This is a genomic window from Rhizobium sp. 007, from assembly GCF_015353075.1.
Lineage (GTDB): Bacteria > Pseudomonadota > Alphaproteobacteria > Rhizobiales > Rhizobiaceae > Rhizobium.
This window is the reverse complement of the sequence record NZ_CP064187.1, coordinates 1,446,454-1,470,650: the sequence shown is the minus strand read 5'-3', so window position 1 is coordinate 1,470,650 and position 24,197 is coordinate 1,446,454. Positions and strand designations below refer to the sequence as shown.

27 protein-coding genes and 4 pseudogenes are annotated in these 24,197 nt (G+C 58.9%); 19 read left to right on the top strand and 12 right to left on the bottom strand.

Annotation, left to right across the window (positions count from 1 at the left end):
- The first annotated feature begins 216 nt into the window (after nucleotides 1–216).
- From ISN39_RS07440 to ISN39_RS37605, 6 genes are all read left to right on the top strand, one after another.
- Nucleotides 217–1,242, top strand: coding sequence for an amino acid ABC transporter substrate-binding protein (locus ISN39_RS07440; RefSeq protein WP_074067956.1), 1,026 nt, complete (start codon nucleotides 217–219; stop codon nucleotides 1,240–1,242).
- Nucleotides 1,243–1,339: 97 nt separating this feature from the next.
- Nucleotides 1,340–2,542 (top strand): amino acid ABC transporter permease, encoded by a 1,203-nt coding sequence (locus ISN39_RS07435; RefSeq protein ID WP_074067955.1) that lies wholly within the window; start codon nucleotides 1,340–1,342, stop codon nucleotides 2,540–2,542.
- A 1-nt stretch (nucleotide 2,543) separates the two neighbouring features.
- On the top strand, nucleotides 2,544–3,698 hold the full coding sequence (locus ISN39_RS07430; protein ID WP_074067953.1) for an amino acid ABC transporter permease: 1,155 nt from the start codon (nucleotides 2,544–2,546) through the stop codon (nucleotides 3,696–3,698).
- 16 nt (nucleotides 3,699–3,714) lie between these two features.
- Nucleotides 3,715–4,482: an amino acid ABC transporter ATP-binding protein gene (locus ISN39_RS07425; RefSeq protein ID WP_022715463.1), complete on the top strand. Its 768-nt coding sequence runs from the start codon at nucleotides 3,715–3,717 to the stop codon at nucleotides 4,480–4,482.
- A gap of 213 nt (nucleotides 4,483–4,695) precedes the next feature.
- Nucleotides 4,696–4,986, top strand: coding sequence for a hypothetical protein (locus ISN39_RS07420; protein WP_074067951.1), 291 nt, complete (start codon nucleotides 4,696–4,698; stop codon nucleotides 4,984–4,986).
- A gap of 285 nt (nucleotides 4,987–5,271) precedes the next feature.
- Nucleotides 5,272–5,397 carry a hypothetical protein gene (locus tag ISN39_RS37605; protein ID WP_275593272.1) on the top strand — a complete coding sequence of 42 codons (126 nt, stop codon included), beginning with the start codon at nucleotides 5,272–5,274 and terminating at the stop codon, nucleotides 5,395–5,397.
- A gap of 88 nt (nucleotides 5,398–5,485) precedes the next feature.
- On the opposite strand, the gene ISN39_RS07410 is transcribed toward ISN39_RS37605, so the two are convergent.
- On the bottom strand, nucleotides 5,486–6,139 hold the full coding sequence (locus ISN39_RS07410) for an HAD family hydrolase (protein WP_246763303.1): 654 nt from the start codon (nucleotides 6,137–6,139) through the stop codon (nucleotides 5,486–5,488).
- Between the two features lie 35 nt (nucleotides 6,140–6,174).
- Complete coding sequence (locus ISN39_RS07405; RefSeq protein ID WP_194729627.1) at nucleotides 6,175–6,930, bottom strand: nucleotidyltransferase domain-containing protein; 756 nt, start codon at nucleotides 6,928–6,930, stop codon at nucleotides 6,175–6,177.
- A gap of 106 nt (nucleotides 6,931–7,036) precedes the next feature.
- On the opposite strand from ISN39_RS07405, the pseudogene ISN39_RS36170 reads away from it, so the two are divergent.
- Nucleotides 7,037–7,188: pseudogene (locus ISN39_RS36170) on the top strand (IS481 family transposase); the annotation flags it as partial.
- A 280-nt stretch (nucleotides 7,189–7,468) separates the two neighbouring features.
- Here ISN39_RS36170 and ISN39_RS07400 read toward each other — a convergent pair.
- Nucleotides 7,469–8,455, bottom strand: coding sequence for a methyltransferase (locus tag ISN39_RS07400; protein WP_194729626.1), 987 nt, complete (start codon nucleotides 8,453–8,455; stop codon nucleotides 7,469–7,471).
- A gap of 572 nt (nucleotides 8,456–9,027) precedes the next feature.
- Between ISN39_RS07400 and ISN39_RS07395 the strand changes: the two genes are divergently transcribed.
- The 3 genes from ISN39_RS07395 to ISN39_RS07385 all read left to right on the top strand — a co-directional run bounded on the left by ISN39_RS07395 (nucleotide 9,028) and on the right by ISN39_RS07385 (nucleotide 10,628).
- Nucleotides 9,028–9,405 (top strand): hypothetical protein, encoded by a 378-nt coding sequence (locus ISN39_RS07395; protein WP_194729625.1) that lies wholly within the window; start codon nucleotides 9,028–9,030, stop codon nucleotides 9,403–9,405.
- Nucleotides 9,405–9,800 (top strand): hypothetical protein, encoded by a 396-nt coding sequence (locus tag ISN39_RS07390; RefSeq protein ID WP_194729624.1) that lies wholly within the window; start codon nucleotides 9,405–9,407, stop codon nucleotides 9,798–9,800. Before ISN39_RS07395 ends, ISN39_RS07390 begins: the two co-directional genes overlap by 1 nt.
- A 408-nt stretch (nucleotides 9,801–10,208) precedes the next feature.
- On the top strand, nucleotides 10,209–10,628 hold the full coding sequence (locus ISN39_RS07385) for a GNAT family N-acetyltransferase (protein WP_194729623.1): 420 nt from the start codon (nucleotides 10,209–10,211) through the stop codon (nucleotides 10,626–10,628).
- A 36-nt stretch (nucleotides 10,629–10,664) separates the two neighbouring features.
- On the opposite strand, the gene ISN39_RS07380 is transcribed toward ISN39_RS07385, so the two are convergent.
- From ISN39_RS07380 to ISN39_RS07370, 3 genes are all read right to left on the bottom strand, one after another.
- On the bottom strand, nucleotides 10,665–11,114 hold the full coding sequence (locus tag ISN39_RS07380; RefSeq protein ID WP_194729622.1) for a potassium channel family protein: 450 nt from the start codon (nucleotides 11,112–11,114) through the stop codon (nucleotides 10,665–10,667).
- On the bottom strand, nucleotides 11,111–12,217 hold the full coding sequence (locus ISN39_RS07375; RefSeq protein ID WP_194729621.1) for an AI-2E family transporter: 1,107 nt from the start codon (nucleotides 12,215–12,217) through the stop codon (nucleotides 11,111–11,113). Before ISN39_RS07375 ends, ISN39_RS07380 begins: the two co-directional genes overlap by 4 nt.
- Nucleotides 12,218–12,367: 150 nt before the next feature.
- Nucleotides 12,368–12,916, bottom strand: coding sequence for a TetR family transcriptional regulator (locus ISN39_RS07370; RefSeq protein WP_194729481.1), 549 nt, complete (start codon nucleotides 12,914–12,916; stop codon nucleotides 12,368–12,370).
- An 81-nt stretch (nucleotides 12,917–12,997) separates the two neighbouring features.
- On the opposite strand from ISN39_RS07370, the gene ISN39_RS07365 reads away from it, so the two are divergent.
- On the top strand, nucleotides 12,998–13,423 hold the full coding sequence (locus tag ISN39_RS07365; protein WP_074067875.1) for a VOC family protein: 426 nt from the start codon (nucleotides 12,998–13,000) through the stop codon (nucleotides 13,421–13,423).
- Between the two features lie 246 nt (nucleotides 13,424–13,669).
- A pseudogene (gene catB, locus ISN39_RS07360) lies at nucleotides 13,670–14,304 on the top strand (type B chloramphenicol O-acetyltransferase).
- Nucleotides 14,305–14,466: 162 nt separating this feature from the next.
- Here the strand turns inward: catB and ISN39_RS07355 are convergent.
- Nucleotides 14,467–15,045 (bottom strand): alkylhydroperoxidase, encoded by a 579-nt coding sequence (locus ISN39_RS07355; protein WP_194729619.1) that lies wholly within the window; start codon nucleotides 15,043–15,045, stop codon nucleotides 14,467–14,469.
- A 174-nt stretch (nucleotides 15,046–15,219) separates the two neighbouring features.
- Nucleotides 15,220–16,152, bottom strand: a complete 933-nt coding sequence (locus tag ISN39_RS07350; protein ID WP_194730125.1) for a LysR family transcriptional regulator — start codon at nucleotides 16,150–16,152, stop codon at nucleotides 15,220–15,222.
- A gap of 86 nt (nucleotides 16,153–16,238) precedes the next feature.
- On the opposite strand from ISN39_RS07350, the gene ISN39_RS07345 reads away from it, so the two are divergent.
- Entirely contained in the window at nucleotides 16,239–17,132 is an 894-nt protein-coding gene (locus ISN39_RS07345) for an NAD(P)H-binding protein (protein ID WP_194729618.1), read from the top strand.
- Between the two features lie 265 nt (nucleotides 17,133–17,397).
- Here ISN39_RS07345 and ISN39_RS07340 read toward each other — a convergent pair whose 3' ends face one another.
- Nucleotides 17,398–17,685 carry a DUF1330 domain-containing protein gene (locus ISN39_RS07340; protein WP_194729617.1) on the bottom strand — a complete coding sequence of 96 codons (288 nt, stop codon included), beginning with the start codon at nucleotides 17,683–17,685 and terminating at the stop codon, nucleotides 17,398–17,400.
- Between the two features lie 600 nt (nucleotides 17,686–18,285).
- Here ISN39_RS07340 and ISN39_RS07335 point away from each other — a divergent pair.
- Nucleotides 18,286–18,549 (top strand): DUF982 domain-containing protein, encoded by a 264-nt coding sequence (locus ISN39_RS07335; RefSeq protein ID WP_074067933.1) that lies wholly within the window; start codon nucleotides 18,286–18,288, stop codon nucleotides 18,547–18,549.
- A gap of 619 nt (nucleotides 18,550–19,168) precedes the next feature.
- Here the strand turns inward: ISN39_RS07335 and ISN39_RS07330 are convergent.
- The gene (locus tag ISN39_RS07330) at nucleotides 19,169–20,131 is read right to left on the bottom strand and encodes a transposase (RefSeq protein WP_194729616.1); all 963 of its coding nucleotides are present in this window, start codon (nucleotides 20,129–20,131) and stop codon (nucleotides 19,169–19,171) included.
- Nucleotides 20,128–20,457 (bottom strand): helix-turn-helix domain-containing protein, encoded by a 330-nt coding sequence (locus ISN39_RS07325; protein WP_194729615.1) that lies wholly within the window; start codon nucleotides 20,455–20,457, stop codon nucleotides 20,128–20,130. Before ISN39_RS07325 ends, ISN39_RS07330 begins: the two co-directional genes overlap by 4 nt.
- Nucleotides 20,458–20,523: 66 nt before the next feature.
- Here ISN39_RS07325 and tnpA point away from each other — a divergent pair.
- Both tnpA and ISN39_RS07315 read left to right on the top strand, forming a co-directional pair.
- A pseudogene (tnpA, locus tag ISN39_RS07320) lies at nucleotides 20,524–20,879 on the top strand (IS200/IS605 family transposase); the annotation flags it as partial.
- A 601-nt stretch (nucleotides 20,880–21,480) separates the two neighbouring features.
- Nucleotides 21,481–21,720, top strand: a complete 240-nt coding sequence (locus ISN39_RS07315; protein ID WP_194729614.1) for a hypothetical protein — start codon at nucleotides 21,481–21,483, stop codon at nucleotides 21,718–21,720.
- Here the strand turns inward: ISN39_RS07315 and ISN39_RS07310 are convergent.
- Nucleotides 21,701–21,958: a DUF1515 family protein gene (locus ISN39_RS07310; RefSeq protein WP_281438309.1), complete on the bottom strand. Its 258-nt coding sequence runs from the start codon at nucleotides 21,956–21,958 to the stop codon at nucleotides 21,701–21,703. The genes ISN39_RS07315 and ISN39_RS07310 overlap by 20 nt on opposite strands.
- A 75-nt stretch (nucleotides 21,959–22,033) precedes the next feature.
- On the opposite strand from ISN39_RS07310, the gene ISN39_RS07305 reads away from it, so the two are divergent.
- The 3 genes and pseudogenes from ISN39_RS07305 (at nucleotide 22,034) to ISN39_RS07295 (ending at nucleotide 24,181) form a co-directional block, all read left to right on the top strand.
- Nucleotides 22,034–22,564 carry a cytochrome c gene (locus ISN39_RS07305; RefSeq protein ID WP_194729613.1) on the top strand — a complete coding sequence of 177 codons (531 nt, stop codon included), beginning with the start codon at nucleotides 22,034–22,036 and terminating at the stop codon, nucleotides 22,562–22,564.
- A 104-nt stretch (nucleotides 22,565–22,668) separates the two neighbouring features.
- The gene (locus ISN39_RS07300; protein WP_348651969.1) at nucleotides 22,669–22,863 is read left to right on the top strand and encodes a tyrosine-type recombinase/integrase; all 195 of its coding nucleotides are present in this window, start codon (nucleotides 22,669–22,671) and stop codon (nucleotides 22,861–22,863) included.
- Between the two features lie 132 nt (nucleotides 22,864–22,995).
- A pseudogene (locus tag ISN39_RS07295) lies at nucleotides 22,996–24,181 on the top strand (IS481 family transposase).
- Nucleotides 24,182–24,197 lie beyond the last annotated feature (16 nt).

The window sequence follows — 24,197 nt, the reverse complement described above, 5'->3', positions numbered from 1 at the left end:
CTGCCCATTTCCTGCTCAAATGCCTATCAGGGCGGCGCATTTTACCAAAATGCTAATTTCTGCCGCAATTGTGAACCGCGACACTTGACCGTGGTGATATTTGCGACTGTGATAGAACCGCTCGCGCCGGGAGGGTGTCGAGAATTGGGGGGCGAATGGTTTGCTTCAGCCGTCCCCTCCACAAAAACATAAGACAACAGATAAAGGTTGGGAAAAATGAAGATTAAGCTCCTGTCCGCCGCCGTCGGCGCAGCAGTTTTCGCCCTTGGCGCCTCGGCTGCCTCGGCAGCCACTCTCGCTGACGTGAAGGCAAAGGGTTTCGTCCAGTGCGGCGTCAACAGCGGCCTCGTCGGCTTTGCTCAGCCTGACGCGTCCGGCAACTGGGCCGGCTTCGACGTCGATTTCTGCAAGGCGGTCGCTTCAGCCGTGTTCGGCGATCCGACAAAGGTCAAGTATACGCCTCTTTCCGCGAAAGACCGCTTCCCGGCCCTGCAGTCCGGCGAAGTCGACGTCTTGTCGCGTAACACGACCTGGACGATCAACCGCGATACCGCTCTCGGCTTCAACTTCCGCGCGGTCACCTATTACGACGGTCAAGGCTTCATGGTTCGCAAGGGCCTGAACGTTAAGTCGGCTCTCGAGCTTTCCGGCGCTGCCGTCTGCGTTCAGGCTGGCACGACCACCGAACTCAACCTCGCCGACTACTTCAAGGCCAACAACCTTCAGTACAACCCGGTCGTTTTCGAAAAGCTCGAGGAAGTCAACGCCGCATACGACTCCGGCCGTTGCGACGTTTACACGACCGATCAGTCCGGCCTTTATTCTCTGCGTCTGACGCTGAAGAACCCCGACGAGCACATGATCCTTCCGGAGATCATCTCCAAGGAACCGCTCGGCCCGGCCGTTCGCCAGGGTGACGACCAGTGGTTCGATGTCGTCTCCTGGACGGCCTTCGCTCTGGTCAATGCTGAAGACTTCGGCATTACCCAGGCCAATGTCGACGAGATGAAGAACTCGCCGAACCCGGATATCAAGCGCTTCCTCGGTTCCGAAGCCGACACCAAGATCGGCACCGACCTCGGCCTCACCAACGATTGGGCGTATAATGTGATCAAAGGCGTCGGCAATTACGGCGAAGTCTTCGAGCGCAACATCGGTCAGGGCAGCCCGCTCAAGATCGAACGCGGCCTGAACGCTCTGTGGAGCAAGGGCGGCATCCAGTACGCGCCCCCGGTCCGCTGATCGCTGGCCTGGAATGAAATACCGGAAAGGCGGGCAACCGCCTTTCCCACGTCCAAGAAAAAAGCCCAAAACGGGCACATAGGGGAATTGGCTCGGCATGACGCAAGAGGCTCTGGGCACGACACCGTTGCCTAAAACCGGCGGGACCTTCCGGTCCGCCATGTATGATCCCAAATACCGGGGTATCTTTTATCAGGTTCTCACCGTCCTCGTGATCGCCGGGGTGGTCTGGTGGATTGTGGACAACACGATCGAGAATCTCGCACGCAGCAATACGGCCTCTGGTTTCGCCTTCCTCAGAGGACGCGCCGGCTTCGAGGTCGGCCAATCGCTGATTTCCTACTCCAGTGACTCGACCTATGGCCGCGCCCTCCTCGTCGGCTTCTTGAATACCCTCCTGGTCGCGGTTACGGGTATCATCACCGCAACGATCATCGGCTTTATCGTCGGCATCGGGCGCCTGTCGCACAACTGGCTGATTGCCAAGCTGTGCACGGTCTATGTCGAAGTGTTCCGCAACATCCCGCCGCTGCTTGTCATCTTCTTCTGGTATTCCGGCGTTCTTGCCATTCTGCCCGCGGTCAGAGAATCGTATCACCTGCCCTTGAACATGTTCCTGAACAATCGCGGTCTGGCTTTTCCGAAGCCGATCTTCGAACCAGGCATGTGGGCGGTTCTGATCGCCTTTATCGTCGGCATCATCGCCGCCATTATAACCGCGCGCTGGGCGCATAAGCGCCAGGCCGCGACTGGCCAGCCGTTCCATACGATCTGGGCATCGATCGCACTGATCGCCGGCCTGCCGGTCCTTGCCTTCCTGGTGACCGGCCTGCCGATGTCATTCGACGTTCCGGTCGCCGGCAAGTTCAACCTGACGGGCGGCTCGGTCGTCGGCCCGGAATTCATGTCACTCTTCCTGGCGCTTTCCTTCTATACGGCAGCCTTCATTGCCGAGATCGTCCGCGCCGGCATTCGCGGCGTAGCCAAAGGACAGTCGGAGGCGGCAGGCGCACTCGGACTGCATCCTTCTGGCATCACCCGTCTTGTGGTGGTGCCGCAAGCCTTCCGCATCATCATTCCGCCGCTGACGAGCCAGTATCTGAACCTGACGAAGAACTCGTCGCTCGCCATTGCGATCGGCTTTGCGGACCTTGTCGCCGTCGGCGGAACGACCCTCAACCAGACCGGCCAGTCCATCGAAATCGTGCTGATCTGGATCGTCGTCTATCTCAGCCTCAGCATCCTCACGTCGCTGTTCATGAACTGGTTCAACGCCAAGATGGCACTGGTGGAGAGATAAGATGTCCGTTGCCAACACCCCCTTTGTCAGAACGGCGATCCTCACGGCTGAACCGCCGCCGCCCGGCGAACGCGGCGCTGTCGCCTGGATACGGCGCAACCTGCTTGCAACGCCCAAGGACATCCTGCTGACGGTGCTTGCGATCGCCGCCCTCGCCTGGGTCCTGCCGCAGATGATCGACTGGCTGTTCATCCAGGCCGTGTGGACGGGTACCGACCGCACCTTCTGTGCAACCGCGGTTCAAGGCGGCATTCAGCCCGATGGTTGGAGCGGCGCCTGCTGGGCCTTCGTCAATGCGAAATTGGATCAGTTCGTATTCGGCCGTTATCCGCTCGACGAGCGCTGGCGTCCGACGATCGTCTTCATCCTCTTTGCACTGCTGCTGATCCCGATGCTGATCCCGTCGGTACCGCGCAAAGGTCTGAACGCGATCCTGCTCTTCGCCGTGCTGCCGATCGTTTCGTTCTTCATGCTCTATGGCGGCTTCGGCCTTGAAGTCGTCGACACGCCGCTCTGGGGCGGCCTGCTCGTGACGCTGGTCGTTTCCTTCGTCGGCATGGCGGTCTCGCTGCCATTCGGCATCGTGCTGGCGCTTGGCCGGCGATCGACAATGCCCGTCGTGAAGATGGTCTGCGTCACTTTCATCGAAGTGATCCGCGGCATACCGCTGATTACGGTCCTCTTCATGGCAAGCGTCATGCTGCCCCTCTTCCTGCCGACCGGCTGGAATGTCGACAAACTGATGCGCGCGGTGATCGGCGTATCGATCTTCGCCTCCGCCTATATGGCAGAAGTCATTCGCGGCGGCCTGCAGGCGATCCCGAAGGGCCAGTATGAGGGAGCCGACTCACTCGGGCTCGGCTATTGGCAAAAGATGCGGCTCATCGTGCTGCCGCAGGCGATCAAGCTGGTCATCCCGGGCATCGTCAACACGTTCATCGGCATGTTCAAGGATACGTCGCTCGTTTCGATCATCAGCATGTTCGACCTGCTTGGTATCGTCCGCCTGAACTTCACCGACGCCAACTGGGCAAGCTCGGTCACGCCGCTGACAGGCCTCGTCTTTGCAGGCTTCGTCTTCTGGATCTTCTGCTTCGGCATGTCGCGCTATTCCGTGTTCATGGAACGCTACCTCGACACCGGCCACAAACGATAAGAATGAGGGAATAAACATGGCTGAACCCAAGAAAATGACCGTCTCCGCAACGGATGTGGCGGTCGAGATCATCAACATGAACAAGTGGTACGGCGATTTCCACGTACTGCGCGACATCAACCTCAAGGTCATGCGCGGCGAGCGCATCGTCATCGCTGGCCCGTCGGGCTCCGGCAAGTCGACGATGATCCGCTGCATCAACCGTCTGGAAGAGCACCAGAAGGGTCACATCCTCGTTGACGGCACGGAGCTCACGAACGACCTGAAGAAGATCGACGAAGTGCGCCGCGAAGTCGGCATGGTGTTCCAGCACTTCAATCTGTTCCCGCATCTGACGATCCTCGAAAACTGCACGCTGGCGCCGATCTGGGTGCGCAAGATGCCGAAAAAGCAGGCCGAAGAGGTCGCCATGCACTTCCTGAAGCGCGTCAAGATCCCGGAACAGGCGAACAAGTATCCCGGCCAGCTTTCCGGCGGCCAGCAGCAGCGCGTGGCGATTGCCCGCTCGCTATGCATGAACCCGAAGATCATGCTTTTCGACGAGCCGACCTCGGCGCTCGATCCGGAAATGATCAAGGAAGTGCTGGATACGATGGTTGGTCTTGCGGAAGAAGGCATGACGATGCTCTGCGTGACCCACGAAATGGGCTTTGCCCGTCAGGTCGCAAACCGCGTCATTTTCATGGACCAGGGCCAGATCGTCGAACAGAATTCGCCCGCCGAATTTTTCGACAACCCGCAGCACGAGCGCACCAAACTCTTCCTCAGCCAGATCCTGCATTGAGCCAACGAAACTGCCTTGAGAAAAGCCGCCGGAGAGGTCCTCCGGCGGCTTTTTTATCGCCAGCGAGCATTCCCATCGCTCACAACCTGGTTGCCGAAATACCCGCCTGATTGGCAGCGTACACTGAAGGATCGGCGTTCGTTCGGCCATGGAAAAGCGGAGGGGCATACCTATCTAGGATAGCATTGCCGACCCACGTCATGGAGCACCCCGATGAAAGCCAAGTTTGCCGCAATTCTTATCGTGGGGGCATTGATCGCAGGATGTACGGCCGTAGGCGACATTTCCGGTCCCGGCTTGGAGCCCATCCCCGGCAGCATCACCTATAGCGGCCAGCCCCGCACGAAGCTGACGAAATCACCGATCGGTTCCTCATTCCCGCATACATTTTACGATAACAGGGGACGCGAGGTGGAGGAGACCTACATCATCCGTCCCGACCGCAGCCTGATGATTGCAAGGCGCGTCTACCGCCCGTTTTTCGACTGGGGTGATGACCGCTAAGGCGCCGCGACAGGGCATGGTGGCATTCCAGCCCACCAATTCGCCAATGCGCGGTTTGCTGAAATGTCGTCAAATGACGTCATGCAACGGTCTGCTTTAACTCTTGATTAGGCATCCACTTGCTTCAGCGTGAAGTTATGCGATGCTCTTTGCCTAAAATGGCGCCTGAAATAGCACGGGGTCCAAAACACGGGGGCAGAGAAAATGATAGAAATTCAAGGTTCTCAGCATGCAAATGGCAGACCGGAGCATCCTCTGAACTGCCGCACGGAAGTCGAAGCCGCGATGTTCGAAATGATCAAGCGCTTGCAGCAACACGGCTGGACGCCTGCCGAAGTGGCGCTCGCGCTTGCGGACGCGGCCGAAGACTATGTGATGCTGCTCGCCAGCAAGAAAGCCGGAAGCCACTGACGGATTCACCTCCCGCCTAGCCGCCCTGCGAAGCGTACAGCGTTTGCGCGCATTCCAGGGCGGAAACGCGGACCATATCCACCGACGATCACCCGGATGCCCAAAGATGGCGCAGCCGCGGGAGCTGGCGAATGTTTGACGCGGAAACGAACGGATTTGCGTCCCAGCCGGCCTGCCTCGCCACCGCCACGATTTCGGGCTGGTCGTCGAAAAATATCGGGCGCTCGCCGGAGCCGATGCTCAATCGGGAATTGATCGCCTCGAAAAAGCGGATGTCCTTCTTCGCGTATCGAATTTCCGCACTGTAAAACATACGGTCGAACAGCTTCGAGAAGCCGAGCTCGTTCCAGAGAAATCGCGCCCGGTGATGCTCCTGGCCGGTTGCGACGTAGAGCTCGACATCACTGCCGCTCCTTATGCTCTCGACCAGATCAAAGACCTCCCTGTTGAGATTCGAATCCTTTTCGAACCAATATCTCATGAAGTCCTTCGCATCGCCGTGATATCCAACCTCCGGGAGAATCTCGGCAAGCGCCTCAGCGAGATCGCGTTTGCCGGTGATGCATTCAGCCATAAGCGAGATCGAACGGTCGCCCGCATTTCCAAAGAAGAGGTTGCCGAATGCTTCCCGGTCAACGCCGAGATCAGCCTCGATCGTCGCATCCCAGGGCTTGCGAAGCGACGGATCTGAATGCCAGCCATCGATGAGAACACCATCAACATCAAAAAAGATTTTCACCATCCCAAATCCTGCATCGAAGCCCAGCTAATCGCAAGTCAGCGGGACTGTCCCGGCACGGCACTTGCCTTGCGGGCATCAAGGGGCGCCTCGCGGCGATCTCCATCGAAATACCGGCCACCTTTGCGAGCCAGTTCCGCTTCTGTCAAACGGCAAAGCTCTCCAGCCCGCCCTTCAGCGGCGCGTTTGAAACCTACGTCGAACGTCTCAAACAACTCGTTGTCGAGCTGCTTCAGAAGGCGGGGAATCCATTTTCCTTTCCCGGACCATGTGCCGCCAAGAAGCATCAGATCGGCAAGAGGCTGATGAAGCTGGGACGCAATCGCGCGGATTTCAGCTCCGCTGCGTTCACCCCGAAGATCGTCCAACAAATCGGTGATTAGATATCGGAGAGCGTCCAGCTCCTGTCCGGCAAGCTCAGGTGGACCGTCCTTCAGCAATTGCGCAGCATGGCTTTGCCAAACCCGGCCGTTCTCCTTGCCCGGCCCTATAATCCGTCCGGACGCTACCATGTCTACGATTAGCGGATGGCCGGAATTCAAGTCGCGCTCAAAAAACCAGTTGAGCGTCTCTGGATCATGTACGAACGCTTCAAAGGGGAGACCGTTGTCAACGAACGACTCCCTCCATGCACGATCGAGCCTCTCGAACACGACCACCAGGTCGATGTCGGAGTTTTCTGTACCCTCCCCGCGAATGATCGAACCAGCAGCAAATGCGAAAGAATAGCCATCAAATCGCGCTGAGAGGACGGGGCCGGTCATCCGCAAGGCTTCGTCGATCTGCTTCGGCATCCTAACTCCATCATTGGACATTCAGAGACCAGATTGGCAACGCCTCTAGGTACGGCAAATTTCACTTTAAAATCAATATGCCTGCCCGAGAGATGGGTGACGTTTTGTGCCGTCCAAGAGCACGGTGCATGCCGTTCTCGACCGGCACGGGCTGGTCGCCCATGCCCGTAAACGCCACGCTTTCGCGGTAAGGGAACGGCCTTAGCTCATCCCTTGCTGCCGAACGATCTGTGGTGCGCCGCCTTCAAGGGCGAGTTCATACTAATTTGTTTACGCAAGGGCCGGTTCAGTCGGTTCGGCCATGGCAGGCATTCTGACTCGCCTCCCTAGGTCTGGCCGAAAGCGGTCGAGCGATCACTTCCGGAAAGCGCCAACACCAGTCATTGTGCACCATTGTCTCTCCGGCCAAATGAGGCCGCAAACGGATAGTCAGCTTTCAAGTTGGACGGGCTTGAAAGCAGACCAGCGCGTTTGGTGTGGTAAAGTTAGCTTCGCGCCTCGGAGTGCCTTGCGTCCGAAACCAACCATTCAGCCACGATCAGCCCGTGAGGCGCGCACGAAACAACGTGGAGCCGTCCGTCAGGCGCGACCTGGAGATATCCCGCAATCCAGCCTCGGTCATCCACGCACGATACTGACCTTCAGTGTACGATTCGCCGTGGCGATAGAGGTTCAAGAAGGTGAGATTCAGAAAGACACCCTCAGGCGGGCCAAGGCGGTCGTCATCGACAACACCCCACCCCGCAATTGCGATCTCGCCTCCGGGTGTGAGGCAACGCGCCGCGTTCAGGATCGAACTGCGCGCCTGGTCCGGCGGAAGGACCTGGACGACGGCCTTCAGGATCGCCAGATCGTGCCGACCGTTCGATGGCGCGACAGTTATGTCCCCCTCTTCGACAACCACGTCGTTGGCACCGTATTCTGACAGGATATCTGGCGCGACCGCTGCGACCGTTGGGAGTTCCATCAGCGTCGCCGCAATCTGCGGCCGCCGCTCGCGAAGGCCAACGAGAATGGTCCCGGGCCCCCCACCGATGTCGATCACCGAACCGATCGCCGAGAGGTCTATCTCCTGGGCCAGATGTCGGCCGAAAATCACCCCACCCGGTGCGAGCATGCGGCTGAATGCCGCCGCGGCCTCAGGCCCCGCTTCGGAAAAGTCGTGCAGCGCAGCCGGCCGGTTCTGTCGCAGCGACTCTGCGGTTAGCAGGTCGGCTCCCCAGAGCTCGCGCAGGAGCGCATGATCGCCGCCGCGATAGGTCGGCTTGGACGCGTCGAGGAAGGCGGACGCTTCGGCTCCGTTGCTAAATTGGCCATCCTTGACTTCGAGGAGACCGATGCTGGCGAGCGCGTAGAGGAGCCGCGACAGACGGTCGGGCTCGACTTTGAGCACGGCCCCAAGGCTGTCAGCAGTCACCGCGCTGCCACCAAGTTGGGTGAAGATGCCAAGGTCTAGCCCGGCGCGAAGCGCCAAGGCGGGGGGCACCGCTGCGATCAGGTTGTCGATCCGATCAGAATCCACCATGTCACGTCCCCTTCCGCGATCCAGGACCGACTTCGAAGCAGCTCCCATAAAATTAGAACCTCCGTTCTCCGGAAAGTGAAGACAAAATCATTGTTTCGAGCGACCGACACGATGACGTAACGGATAATCTTAGCAAAGCTGAACGAACGTCGGCTTCTGAGAATGTCTATCGCCGCCTCGAACGGCCGACAAGGCGCGAAGCCGACACTATATTTAGCTGAGTGATTGGCCGCTTTGGGCCGAAAACGGACGTACGGAGCACTAGCGGTTCGAATCTCGTCCGGCGCGCCATTTCGCCGGTCGAGATTCGAACAGATTCACCTGCGACGCGATTCGCCAGCGGCCTCCAAATGCGCCCCCGACTACAACTGGACACTTCAGGCCGAAATTTTCTAGGGAGCCAAGCTTCCCGAGACAATAAGTGCCTTGGGCGTGTCCGACAGCAACGGCTTGATTGTGTGCTCGAACAGCAACTGCTCCGGGAGGTCTGGGATAGGCTTCCCGGCTGTTTGCTGATATCAGTTTTTGGATGACGGCTATCGGGCCGCCGATCACCAATGGTGAGGAAAGCAATGACCGACCAGACCAACCCGGCCAGATGGGACCCGGCGCTCGATGCGGTTGTGGCCGCGCCCGCCAACCATAAGGTGCTTTTCGAGAACGACAATTTGCGTGTGCTTGAGGTTACCTTGAAGTCCGATGAGGAAGAACCGGTCCATCACCACCGGTGGCCTTCGGTCTTCATCTTCGATTCGGTCGGCGGACCAATTCACGATATTTCGCCAGACGGGACCATGATGCCGGACAATCGCGACGTGATCCGGGCGATTGAGGCGTGGGATGGAAAGGGATGCTTGGTCGTCCATCCTATGGCCCCGCAGCCGGCCGGGCGGGTGCTCAATAAGAGCGGCAAGCTTGTTCATGGCATCCGGATCGAGATGAAAATCTAGTGGTGAAGGCGGTCAGTCTCAACCCCGGTTTCCCGATGTGGAGTGCCAGGATTTTCACTCATGCCTACTTCATGGCTGGCCGGTATGAGGATGCCCTGCGGATGCTGGACCGCTTGACGCCGGAAAACTATGGAAGGAAACACTGGGTGATGCGTTCTGGCGCGCTTGCGGCTCTTGGCCGAACTGAAGAGGCGAAGGTCTCAGTAACGGACGCACTCAGGCGGTTTCCCAATTTGACCGTCGAGGGATTTGTCAATATTCCCGGATTCAACGAAGCGGAGCGCCAGCGGTTGATCGAAACCATGCGGCTCGTCGGCTTTCCTGATTGCGCCAAGGCGGAAGAGCTCGCGAAGATAAAGAAGCCGCTGCGCCTGCCGGAGTGTGCTTCGCCGTAAAATGGCGGCCACGTGCGCAAAGTAGACCCTCGGCTCCGGAAAGCGATCTTAGAAATCAACAGGCGCAACAATGACATAGTGGTGCCCAGTTTCATCTCGCCCTGCGCGCCAATTGAAATGTACATTCCAACATCGTGTGGCGCGACGTCCGGTTTTGACCGATATTGTTGAAAAAGTCCTACACACGATAGAGCAAGCGTTGGCAATCTCAGTTCATCGCGAGGCTTTATCCGGAATCAGGATTCGGGATCGGCCTCCGGGCGGAACGATATTCTACGCAAACGTCCTCTTTGGCTTAGGCGGCGGACATTTTCAACAATATCGGCCGCTTCCGGAAACGCGCCAATTGCGGTCATTGCGCCCCGATGGACCGCCCCTATAATCGTTCTACTGCGAGAGGCTGCTGATTTGAAGCTAGTACGGGTATCGAGCGAATCTGAATGGGAGGCGTATCATCAGATTCGACGGCATGTGCTGTTCGATCTGCGCGGATTGTCTGGATACGACGATCACCATCCTGACGACAGAAAGCCGGAGCATCTTCCGCTGATTTTTGTCGATGGCAATGAGTGCGTCGGTGCCGTCCGTCTTGATCTCACTGGGAACGGGAATGGGGTGGTTCGCACGGTTGCAATCGTTGCGGAGCGCCAGCGGCAAGGTATCGGCCGAGCCATGATGACCGCCGTCGAGAGACTAGCCATGGCTCACGAGGCAGTCAGGCTAGAAGCCCACGCAGCGCCCGACGCAGTGGGTTTCTATTACAAAATTGGCTGGGAAATTGTCGATGCACACCGGCCTAATCCTCTTATGGCAAAGCTTTTGAAATGACCGCTTATGGCCACAAGCGGTCATTGCTCCAGTATCCTACGGCTCACGCGCGGTTCTATTTGCCGCGGCCAATTTCCCCATTGCCTGCTGGATAGCCGAAAAAAAGAGGGCGGTCGTGATCCCGAACATCATCAGTCCATTGGCCGCCTGTAGCGGCCCCAGCAGCCGGATACGGCCATCAAGCACCACGTCGCCATAGCCAAGCGAGGTGAAGGTGACGCCCGAAAAATACACTGCCGTTTCGAAGTCCTCGAAAGCCCCAAGCAAGCTATATAGCAGTGCCCAAAATGCGACCTGGACAATATTGCCCACCATGAGCATGACCATCAAAATCGAGAATTGCAGGAAGATCGTCCGCCACGGCTTTAGGCCCACGGGTTGTGTGCGGGCATGAGCAAAGTAGCGAGCGGCGAGCACTGAAGCCAGTGCCTGCAGCGCGAGGCATATCGACATCGCAAGCAAGCCGAGAGCAACAATTGCAATCATGGCGCCGGCCCTTCGAGCTGCGCTTCGTCTCCGACCCGGCGCTCATGCATCCATTCCATCAGCAACACAAAGCCGACCGCCAGCAGCACGGGGCCAACAAATATACCCAGAAGGCCGTCGGCTATCATCCCCCCGATGACACCGACCAAAATGACCGGCATCGGCACGTCCAATCCGCGGCCGAGCATCAATGGTTTGAGGATATTGTCGCTCACCCCCGCGACGAAGGCCCAAACGGCGAAGATTACTGCTGTTGTTGTTGCTTCCGTGGCAAAGACATAGGCCATGACAGGCAGGGTCAGCAGCAGCGCCGGCACCTGCACGAGCGCTATTAGAAACGTGACAAGCGTCAGAGTCCCGGCCGCCGGGAGGCCAATAGCGAAGAAGCCCACGCCAACGAGCAGCGACTGGATCACCGCCACGCCGACCACCCCGACCGCCACGCCTCGGATTGTCGCAGCAGTCAGATGGAGGAGCCGTTCCCCGCGCACCTTGCTGTTGGTGACTAGCTCCAGCAGACTGAGGGCAAAGGCCGCAGCACCCCTGGCATACGCGATCAGCACGGCGGCGATCACGATTGAAAGAACGAAAGATAGGCCGCCAGCGGCCAAACCTCCAGCGAAGGATGCGAGCCACGCAGCGGGCTTGGTCAGCATCTGGCCGTATTCGCTGAGTGCCAAGGGTAGGTTGGCGGCAGCGAGCGACCAACCCTCCGAGAGCTTGGCTCCGACCATCGGCAGATCGCCAAGCCACGTTGGAGCCGGGGGAATAGTCAGGCTGCGGTTCTGCAAGCCGGAAATAAGCGAATAAATGGAAGACCCAAGCGATGTGACCACGACGTACATAGGTACCAGCACGACGGCAACCCCGACCATGCCGATGAGAAATGCCGACCAGCGATTGCCGAGCCGGTCGGATAGGCGGATATGCAAAGGATGAAGCATGACCGCCAGGATCGCCGACCAAAGCAGGACGCCCAGGAAAGGCTGTATGATCCTAGCGCAGACATAGACTAGAAGGGCGACGAGTCCCAATTGAAGCGCAATATGGACGATTGACAGTCTTGACGGCGCAATGTCCGCGTTCGACGCGCTAGTATCCATTTCCCCCTCCTGGTCCAGATACATCGTCTCCAACGTTCCATCATACATTACGTCATGAAAAGGGGATACGGCAGCCGGCAACTTCTGTAAGGACCGCTTCGGGCCGACTGCAGACGAACGTCTCGACAGCAATGCGCCGTACGCGGACGTTCAATCCACGAGGCCGTCGATCAACGTTACGATCGCCTCCTCGTAGTCCGACCTCTTCCGGCCCCTATCAATTTCGAGTGCCGCCCGGTCGAACGCGGCCGAAAGAAGGACCGTCAGTGGGTCGACGAGGCCCAGCGACCCTGAAGTTGCCAAGAGTGCCGAGAGCCCGCTCCTGAGAGTGCTCTCGACCTGATCCTCGTTGACGAGAGCCGGAGCCTGCAGCAGCAGAAGCCTGGTCCGCCCTGGCACGGCCATCGCGTCGAAGTATGCGGCCGCCCCAGCGAGGATTGCATCACGCGCAGAGGACGTTGCCGACGACCGCTCCTCTATTTCGGAAGCTACGGCAGCGCCTTCCCTTTCGACCACTGCGGTGAACAGCGCCTTCTTGTCCGGGAAGTGGTGGTAGAGTGCGCCGCGCGTCACGTTCGCTGCAGCGACGATATTCGGAGTCGCGGTTTCGGCATAGCCTCTATCCACGAAGAGGGCTCTGGCGGCATCCAGCAGTGCTGTCCGAGTGGCATCTGTCCGTTCTCGATTGTTGCGTGCCATCGGCATTCCTTTACATACAGGCAGAATGTTTCTATAAACATGCAGATTGAATGTAATTGATGTTGATCAGGAGCGAAAGCCATGAAGACAACGAGCTACTACCCGGTCATTATGACGGACGACGTCGCCGCGACAGCAGCCTTCTACATCGAACACTTTGGCTTCGAAGCGCAGTTTTCAGCAGATTGGTATGTTCATCTGCAGTCCAAAGACAGCGAACATGTGGCCCTGGCTGTGCTCGACGGCAGTCACAGCACGATCCCAGAAGGGGCTCGAGGCAAAGCGTCGGGGTTGCTACTCAATTTCGAGGTTGAGGACGTAGACGGATCATATCAGAGGCTGTTGAAAGCGGGCCTGCCCATCCGTCTTGAGCTTCGGGATGAGGAATTTGGCCAGAGGCATTTTATAACAGCCGACCCGAATGGGGTCCTTATCGATATCATCAAGCCGATCCCCCCGAGCGACCAGTACGGGGAGATGTACGAGGCTGGTTCCCTCCCGCGATAGTTTGAGGTCCCAGCCGACCAAGGGGTGATAGAAGGCCTTGGTACCTTGGCGGCTTCGCGCTAATTGCCGTCGTTGGCTTACACCAGTTTTTGCGATATGAAGTCGGCATGATCAACGCATCGAGTACCCCCTACATCGTGCTCCCGCGCTAACGCGAGGAGCTCAGCGAGAGTCTGAACGGCTTCTCGCCTTGCATCCGTTTGCCATGGCGCAAGCGATCAGGAAGCGTATGTAGAGAGAACATCGATGAACAACTATTTTGAAAGCCCTTTCAAGGGCATTACGCTCGACAAGCAGGTCACAAATCCCAACATAATCGTTGGGCGATACAGCTATTATTCGGGCTACTACCATGGCCACAGCTTTGACGATTGCGCCCGCTACCGTTTGGACGAAGTGGGAGCCGATAAGCTCGTAATCGGGAGCTTCTGCTCAATCGGGTCGGGCACTGCCTTCATTATGGCAGGTAATCAGGGGCACCGTCATGAATGGATCAGCACGTTTCCGTTTTTCTGGATGCCGGAGGTACCCGAATTCAGCGGCGCGGAAAACGGATACCTGCCAGGCGGCGACACCGTGGTCGGCAACGATGTCTGGATCGGCTCTGAGGTTGTCGTCATGCCTGGTGTCAAAGTTGGCGATGGAGCATTGCTCGGAACGCGTGCAGTGGTAACACGTGATGTCGAGCCGTACACCATAGTTGGAGGCAATCCCGCCAAACCAATCCGCAAGCGTTTCGAGGATAGGAAAATTGAACTGCTGCTCGAAATGAAGTGGTGGGATTGGTCTGATGCCCAGTTGAGGAAGGCGATGCCAATCTTGACAGCGGCGACGTGGAGGCACTCCATCGCCACTGGCTGTCGCCCAATCGCCAAGGCTGACACAAAGAGGTTCGTCCGGAATTCAACCGGACGGACCGTCACACCTGCCTGACAAGGTGACATAGCGGTACCGAACATTCAGCAGTCGGGTCGGCCGCAAAGCGCGCCAAAAGCAGCCCCAGCATCAATCGCGAGCCAGTGCCAGGCTATCCCATTTGCGTACTACTTTCGACCGATTGCCATTTCTTCTCTGACCGCTGGATCGTCATCGAGAAACTCAGGCTCGACCGTGGCACCCACCGCATCGAAATAGCGGCTCATGAAGCTGCGGAACGAGGCGGCCAATGCGACGTCGGCTATGTTGGCATCGGTGAAGCCGCGTTCCCGCAGCCGCTGAATATTGGCTTCGGTTATCTGCGATGCATCGCGGGTAATCTGCTCCGCGTAGGCGAGCATCTCGACCTGCTGATCGTCAAGTCCGGCGTTCCGGTAATCTCTTCGAACCGCCAGCGCCTGCTCCCTGCCGAGCATCTCAGAAAGGCCGCGGAAGTATACGTGAGAGCAGTAGCTTGAAGGGACATGCTGGGCCGCAACGAAGGTGATCAGTCGAAAGTTCAAGAGACCGAGTGAAAAGCCATCTCGTATCTGATGCAGCAAGTTCTCAATTGGAACAATAACGTCGGGGCGGGCGGACCAGCATTGCGTCGCCTGCATCACGCGGCCCATTGATTTTTTCTCGGCATCGTAAAGCGATGCGATTTCGCCCGTTGCCTCATCGGGTTCGATCGTTTTAATGAACATGATGGCTCTCCAATGCGGCTGTAGGCCGGCGAGGATAGCAAGCACCGGCTGCAAAGCGAATCTTTTATGGATATGCTACCTTCAACTCGGCAGCCACCACACCCAAATCGGGCGGTGGATTGGCTGACTGCTTCGGGGCCGAAAGGTGCCCGCCATCAGGTCTCGAACGCGGACTCAGCGGTGCGATTCAGCGGCCGATGACATATCCGCCGCCGCCGCGACAATGGCGCGCCTCAACCAGATGTGCCTGGGAGTGTCCTGCTGACGCGCGTGCCAGGCGAGACTCATCGTGAAGCTCCCAAGATCAAGGGGCGGCGGCCGCGACACGAAGCGCCTCATGTCGGCGGCGGATCGCGCCAGGCTCGACGGCAGGGTCATGATCAGGTCTGAGCGGGCGGCTATCTCCACCGCTGCAAAGAAGTTCGGCACGCGCAGCTTCACCCTTCGCTTCCGCCCCATGAGCGCAAGCACCTCATCGACGGGCGCAGGCCCGACGCCGGTGACACTGACCACGATATGCTCAAGCGCCAGAAAGCGGTCGAGCGTGAGTTTCCCGACAGCGGCCGGATGATCCGCGCGCATCAATGTCACAAGTTGTTCGTCATAGAGGCGGCGGCGGCGGATGCCGGCGGGTGCTTCGTCGATCAGCGCCACCATCGCATCCGCGTCATCGTGCTCCAGCGCTTCGATTCCGTTCGCGCCCGGCGCGACAATGTCAAGATCAAGGGACGGTGCCTCGCGTGCGAGGCGGGCGAGCAAATGCGGCGCGAGCGCGGCGGCCTGAAGATCGGGCATCAGGAGCCGAACTTGACCCATCGCCGTCGCGGGATCGAACGGATTCGCCTCCAGCATCTCGCCGATGCCGGCCAGTATCCGGCGCAAAACGGGGCGCACCTCCTCAGCGCGGGCGCTGAGGAGGTAACCGCCCGGCCCGTTGACCAGGAGCGCGTCCGCAAACAGCGCGCGCAATCGCCCCAAAGCACGGCTTGCGGCCGGCTGGCTCATGCCAAGCCGGTGGGCTGCCCGTGTGACGTTCATTTCGGCCAGCAGCGCATCGAGCGCCACCAGCAGGTTGAGATCGATCTGACGTAAATCCATTTCACGCATACTGACTATATACATCATGCATTGGACGCATGGAAATCCCCCGTCTATCGTCTTTCGATCGACCAACCAATGACGGAGAAGAAGTCATGTATGTTGTGCTTGGAGCAAATGGGCGCGCTGGTGGCGAGACAGCGCGCGCCCTCATCGAACACGGCGAGGCCGTGCGTGTCGTCGTGCGTCACCCGGAACAGGGTGAAAAATGGACGGCTCTCGGCGCGGCGGTCGCCGTCGCGAACATCGAGGATACCGAGGCCTTGGCCGATGCACTGAAAGGCGCGTCGGGCGCGTTCCTGCTCAATCCCCCGCCGGTGAGCGGTGATCCGTATGCACGCACGGACGAACTCGGTGCTACGCTTGTCGAGGCAGCACGGCGGGCGCATCTGTCCAAGGCCGTTGTCCTGTCGTCGATCGGAGCGCAGCATGCTTCGGGCACTGGCGTCATCGCCACCCTCAACAGGTTCGAGGCGCGGCTTGCCGGCGTGGCACCGGCGACCGCCTTCCTGCGATCAGCCTATTTTGTCGAGACGTGGAGCGAGGTGGCAGGAACCGCCGTGTCCGAAGGACTGCTCCCGACCTTCCTCGAACCCTCTCAGGAGATTCCAATGGTGAGCACGATCGATGTCGGGCGCACCGCGGCAGCCCTGCTCTGCGAGGACTGGACCGGGAAGCGCGTCGTGGAACTGGCCGGACCGGAAGACTGGAGCGCCGGTGATGTGGCATCGGCCTTCGCGGAGGTTCTCGACCGCCCGGTGGTGCCGATGCTCGTCCCGCCGGAGGGTCGCGTCGCGCTTCTTGCCGAGGAAGGCGTGCCCGCCGAGGTGGCGGACGCGCTTCTCGGTATGTATGAGGGCATCGCCAACGGCCTGTTCATGCGCCAGGACGGCAGCGAGAACCGGCGCGGCACGATCTCCCTAGCAGCGGCGATAGAGCGCATTGTCGCAACGGTTGAACCAGTCGATCGGTGCTCTGCGTCCCAGTAGCGGGCCTTAGGGATGTGCACCCGTTCTCGGGGGCCTGCCATTCCCCTAGCTTGCACAGTGCAAGATTCGAATGCAGTTCAATGGCCACTCTGGGTTCAGGGGTAGACGGTCCGGTCCACTTCCGGATTGTGCCACTTCGGGACCTTTGGCCGCAATCGACGAAGGTCGCGGCTCGTATTTCGATGCGGATACTACCGCTGCATTGCTTCGAACGCGGCAGATCAATGGCGCAGAGGGAAAAGCAAGTCTTGCAAGCACGCGGTGTTCACACGCCCTCCAAGGCGACTAAACAGCTGCATGCATTGGCGAGGCGGAACGGCTTGGCGATGGCGTACTCGCTTGAGCTGTACCATGCCTGCAGCGTCGCCATGTCAGGAAACTCCAGCAGGACAAGCCTCGTTGGCATCCAACTTCCTTCAAGGACCTCCTGGTCTCCGCCACGAGCCAGGTAGCGCCCACCGAACTGCTTGACCGTCGACGACGCCCTCTTCTTGTATTCCTCATACGCCTGAGCGTCGTGGACTTCTATGTCTGCGATAAGATAAGCGGCCATTCGAATGCCCCCTGTGTACACTGACCTAGTCGACAATCCTCCCTCGCCGCCGCTGATGCAATAGCCACTTTCCACCCGTTGAAGACACGGTACACTGAAGGATCGCGGGGTCCGTGTGTGGGTACACTGGATGTCCGCCACGGAGCCCACCCCGCCCGCTTTCAAATGATCCGATTTAAAAGGGCCGGGTATCCAGTTCATGTAAAGGCCCTGTCGCGCGGCCTTGCATCGCCCGATAGCTGCGTAATGGCTCTTTCGAATGCCTGAGAGCAGGTCTGTTGGCCGTCCGATGAATGTCAACAGTCGTCTGACACCTTCCCATTCAAGCATTTAACTGGCTAGCATTGTCTACGATCGCAGCGAACTTGAGGGGTGGAGGCATCAAGCCTCCTGTTGAGCTCGGTTTCGCGGGGGAAGCCGACGAGACCACTGCCAACCTGGAATTAAGAACGATCGTTTTTCTACTTCGGGTGACGTGTCCATCTTGGGCGCTAACACTGCCAAGAACCTGCCCGTCACGGTAGACGTTCATGCTGCCACCTCGAACGGCACGACTCTTGCACAGTTACTAATGTGTTTGGCGCTAGGAGTTCAAGTGTAATGAACTGGCACAAATTCGGAGCGTTCGCGCCGCTGATGCTGGTGATGAATGGCTCTGAAAAATACAGGTTGGTGAAGTCGCTGGGAGACGCTGCAGACGCCCTGTTCGCGTCTTGGCCCCTCGACGATGGCGAGGAATACCTCGTGGCCGTTAAGACGTGTTTGGAGGCGTTGCACGGAACGACGTCGCCGGCAGAGGCGAGATCTGCACTCATCCGAGCGGCCGAGGAAGCTGGCATTCCGGTGATCACTGTCGTTCACTGACGGTCGCAGGAACAAATCAACGCTGGAATGGTTTGGGACCATAGAAGGAGCCCTCCATGACGACCATTCCGCCTGAGCCGACGCCAAGCCCAAAGCCTAGGCCGGTTCCGGATCGGCCGCCCGATGTTCCCGAACCGCCCATCGAAGAGCCCATTCCGGATTTGCCGCCGGAAGAAATTCCGAATCCAACCCCGCCTCCAAAAGAGTTTCCGCCGACGATGAAGTGAGTTCAAGCGCTCCCTTATGCCGCGCTCCTCTCGTTCCGCTGCTGCAGGAGCGCCATGAACGCGGCTTCGTACCGCCGTACATGGAGCTTTGTGCCGCGCCAGCAGATGGCCAATGCAAAGGCCTCGGCGGGTTGTGGGCGATTGTCTTCTGCGGCGGCAAGGTGATGCCCGGCACTCGCATTCAGCCACGACTGCAAGCCTTCCAGTTCTTCTTGCCTTTGGCGTCGAGTGTTGGCGGGAAGCACGACCGAAGAACATGACGCGCCAGGACGTGGCCAGGATCGTGCCATACATGTGCATCATGCCAATGGTCCGATTTCGGCAAGCTCGTCGTCCGCCGCGCGACACCTATCTTGTCTTTTGCTTCTCGGCTCGCGAGCTGCCTCAGAATTTCAAACACGCTGGAAATCCCCCGCTTTCAAGCGGGGGAAGATGTTAATCGACCGGTTCTCCGCGTAGAATCGCTGTTCAGCCATATTTAGATCTTTGTCGGGCACGCATTTCAGCAGCCATCCGTAGTCTATGAAGGAAGGCGCGTATGTTACGCCTCGCTCGCGATCCGGCTTCACTCCAACTTGCCATTGAAGAAGAGCCTGTCCAAGGAGCCTTTTCTTGCATCCGAGGCGAACGCAATTAAAAGCCTTCGTCCTTGGATTGCAGCTAAACCCAGCGCGCGTCAGGTCGCGCGTCAGATCTTGAGCCGTCTTGGACCAGTCGCCTCCGGTCCTTTCCATTAGTGAGCCGGTGCTGTCGATCATCGCCGGGCGATCGAGCGGATTGCCTCTTGGTTGCTCAGCATCTCGTAGAGATTGCACACGTTTCCCTCCCTTGGCTCCCAATGGCCGCGTTTCGCGCGTGGCGAGGTCTTCCAGCACGACCGTTGCGAAGCGACGGGCGATATCAAGACTGGCCTTGTGCCGCCAATCCTGCCGGATGCGGGCAGCACCGGCCTGCAAGGCTGCAACGCGGCGGCGGGCCTTGGCGTGGCGGCTCGACCCGCGCTTGCGCCGCGCCAGAACGCGCTGTGCCCTGCGCTTCCTGCGCTCGATCTCCGCAAGGCCGGCAGGCATCCACCAATGCTCCCCGGTCGAAAGCGTCAGCGTGTTCGCCACGCCCCGGTCGATCCCCACGGCGGGCAAATCGTTTTGCGGGACGGCATGGTCGATTTCGCAGGCGAAGGCGATGTGCCAGCCGTTCGCCGCCAGGCTCACCGTCACATTCATGGTCTTGCCACGCAGGCGCCGCGTGTCGCGGAACTTCACCCAGCCGATCTTGGGAAGGCGCGCGGCGGACCACTTGCCGTTCAGGCGCTTGACCTCGATCTCCCGCCCCTGAAAGCGGAAGGCGCCGTTCACGCCCTTCTTGCGGGCCGCGAGGGATATCCTGCGCGCCCGGCCAAGAAGTTGGCATACGCCTTATCCAGATCGCGCAGGGCCTGCTGCTGGGGCGTCACATGCACGGCGGTAATCCAGTCGAACGCGGCCCGCAGTGCGGTCAATTCCCGCGCCTGGGCGATGTCGTTCAAGCGGTTCCCGGTCTGCCGCCGGTAATGCCGCCACCAGTCCCTGCGCTGCTCCAGCGCCAGATTATAGACCAGCCGCACAACCCCCGCGAACTGCCGCAACAGGACTTCCTGTTCGGCGGTCGGAGCGAGCTTGTAGCGGAAAGCGCGGTGGATCATGTTACGATTCTATCAATTGCTCCAAGGAGCGCAACCGTGGATCGCACCGGCAGGCATGTCGTCTACATGCTCCATGGTCATTTGGTCTTTGTCACGAATACCGCCGTGACGTTCTGTCAGAACCGGCAATCCGCGACCTGCGGCGCATCTTCGCCAAGCTGTGTCGCGACGTCGAGGCCGAATTGATCGAATGCGACGGCGAGGACGATCATGTTCCCCTGCGGGTGCATGACCCTCCGAAGATCGCCCTGTCGAAGCTGGTCAACAGCCTAAACGGCGTATCCAGCCGACGTTTGCGCGAGAGCCGCCCGGAAATCACCGGGCGCTACCACAAGGGCGTTTTGTGGTCGCCGTCCTCCTTTGCGGCAAGCTGTGGCGGCGCACCGCTCTCGGTGATCGCCGAATATGTCAAATCCCAGCGGGAAGCGGCCCAAGGCCGCTCTCGCGTTCCCCCCGGCCTGAACGCCGGGGTATCCCGCGAGGTTCACGATGAATTCGGCACAGGTCCTTGATGATGAAATTGCTGATCGGGAGTTTGAAGCGGACGAGTAGGAACATTCAACCGCCTCGGATGTTCGGCGGAATGGATCGCGCTGCCAAATCTCCTGTAACCGTGCTTTAGCCCCTTGCACGTGGCCGTGCGGTCCGCCTCAATTCTTCGCGCATCGGTCTGTTTGCGTACCGAAACCATGATCCCTATCAGGCGTTCATCTTTTGAACGTCACGTCATCCGACGTTCCTCTCCGACGTCAACAACTAGCCCCGCTTCGGCGGGGCTCTTTTTTAATGAAGGAGCGAATGTGAAGGCGAAGGAGCGCCGGCTGTGCCGGCAACTTACACGTTCGGCAGTCCGGTTGACCTTCGAAGACTCCCATGCGGCCGGCGCTGGACAAACAAAAAGATGGCTTCGTTTGCCTTATGGGGCATTTAAGCGTATTCTTATTTATCGGTCCGACAATTTCAACCGGGTGCCCCGGGCCGCTTGAGAGACGATCTGCTCTTGCCTGAAATAGGAGAGCTGCTATGTCTCTTTTCGAATTAATTTCCTTTACCGATGATGAGATTGAACTGATAACGTCCGTAGTCGGCCGTTGGTCAGAGAGAAATCATGTCGATGTCAAAAGCGAACACGGCCAGGCTGCGCTAACGCAGGCCATCGCCCTCGTCAGTTCCGGCATGAGTTCGCCGGGTGCCATCGTGGGGAGGCTCGATGAGGTTTGCGCGCCGCCCGCCCCCGAGTATCCTAGGTCTCTTGTTGACTAGTAAACGCTAGTGGCGACGAGGTAGGCCTTCGTCGTATGGCACTACCGTCCAAGAATAATCGCCCTATCCGCCGGATCGCGTCTGCGCCGCCGATGCCGATGTCGGCAAGCGCGCCGATCCCCATCAGCTTCCAACGCTGAACATCATCGGTGACCTTTCGCATTTCCGGAAGATCCTCCTGAATGGTCGTGACGCTGCCTGAAATAGCGGACCTCTTCTGCGCAATCGATAATTCCAAATGGCTAATATATAGAGCAGGTTCGTCGTGTTATTCAGTTCGTTTCCAGTTGTGAGGTAAGTCACGGAGGGTAAGATGTTTCGATTGAGCGCTCGGTTCGCGTTTTTAGCCGCCTCTGCATTGGGTCTTCAGCCGTCCATGGCAGCGGCTGCCGACGATACGCACATTGCGCGCGGCGAATATCTCGTCACGATCGGCGGCTGCAACGACTGCCACACACCGGGATATTTCTTCGGAAAACCGGACAGCTCGCGATTTCTGGGCGGCTCGGATGTCGGTTTTGAAATCCCGGGGGAAGGTGTTTTCGTCAGCCCCAACATTACGTCTGATAAGGAGACCGGCATCGGCAGCTGGACCAGGGATCAGATCGTGACTGCGATTCAGACCGGGCAACGGCCCGACGGTCGCGCCCTGGCGCCAATCATGCCGTGGCATGCATTCGCGCAGCTCACCAAAGAAGACGTGACATCGATTGCAGCATTCCTTCAAAGCCTGAAACCGGTAAGCCATCAGGTACCTGGTCCTTTCAAGCCAGGGGAGAAGGTTTCGACCTTTATGTTCCGGATCTTGCCGCCGGGCGAAACCGCAGCCGCCGCGCCAAACTAGGAGGTAACGGATGCCGGGAGAAGGTGACGGTGGAGTTGCGGGCGTCAGGCAGCACCCGAAGCAGCCATTGAACGCTGCATCCATTCCGGCTATCGGCAGCGGGATTGCCGGTAGAGTGCAGAACGCATGGGTTGCGCAAGGCGGGAGCAACGATAGCCGCCGACGAAGGCGCAACGGCTCACGAGCTGATGGCAATGTTTGGCTGGTCGCGCTTGGCGATGGCCGAAATCTATACGAAGGAAGCCGACAAGAAGAAGTTGGCGCGAGGCGCGTCGGAACGCCTGTCGAACAGAATGTAGGTCGCAGCTTTGGCCCTACGTGGTCGCACCTATAATAAAATCAATAACTTGGAATTGCCCGGCCTGAGAGATAGGTGACGTTTCGTACCGGAGACATGGGTAACACTTTTCGCTTTTTGGCGGGAGGTGTTGATGCCGTGGAAAGAGACTTCGTGATGGAGGAACGTCTACGATTTGTCGCCCGGCTACTGGAGGGCGAAGGCATGAGCGATGTGTGCCGTGCATTCGGCATCTCGCGCAAGACCGGCTACAAAATCTTCAATCGCTATAAGGACGACGGCCTGGAGGCGCTGACGGATCGGTCTCGACGGCCGGTGCGTTATGCCAACCAGCTGCCTGAGCCGGTCGAGGCGATGATCGTCTCGTGCAAGAAGACAAGCCGCATTGGGGTGCCAGGAAGATCAGGGAGCTTTTGGTGAAGCGCCTGGCCGGCGATGTGCGCGTGCCGTCGAAGAGTACGGTGCATGCCGTTCTCGATCGACATGGTCTGGTCGCCCATGCCCGCAAGCGGCAACGACATCGAGCCGAAGGGACAGCCTTGTCACAGGCATTACTGCCGAACGATCTTTGGTGTGCCGACTTCAAGGGCGAGTTCAAACTTGGCAATGGTCAATACTGTTACCCATTGACGATCACCGACCAGGCGTCACGTTATCTTCTCGCCTGCGAAGCCTTTGAGTCGACGCGAGAACGGGCTGTCTTCGACGCGTTCGGCCGGCTCTTTGCAGAATACGGCTTGCCCATCGCGATCCGCAGCGACAACGGCTTGCCTTTCGCCAGTCCAAACGGGCTCTACAATCTGTCTAAACTGTCGGTGTGGTGGCTGAGGCTCGGGATCACGCTGGAGCGCATCAGGCCGGGCCGTCCCCAACAAAACGGCCGGCATGAGCGCATGCACCTGACGCTGAAGAAAGAGGCGACCAGACCACCCGGCAAAAACATCCTCCAGCAGCAGGCCCGCTTCGATGCTTTCGTCAGCGAATTCAATCAGGAGCGGCCGCACGAGGCGCTCAACATGAAGGTGCCGGCAGATCTCTACGCCGCTTCGTCACGCCTCTATCAGGGCCTGCCGGAGATCGACTACCCCTTCCATGATCGGGATGCGCTGGTGACCAATTGCGGCCGCATCTGCATCTATCGCAAGAAGATCAACATATCGACCGTGCTGGCCGGCCAGAAACTGGGGCTCAAGGAAGTCGACGACGGCATTTGGCTCGTCAGCTTCATGCATTATGATCTGGGATATATCGACCTGGAGCAGAGGACCTTGCAAACCATCGACAACCCGTTCGGCACGAGGTTGTCACCCATGTGTTAGGTACGTTTTGTTACCT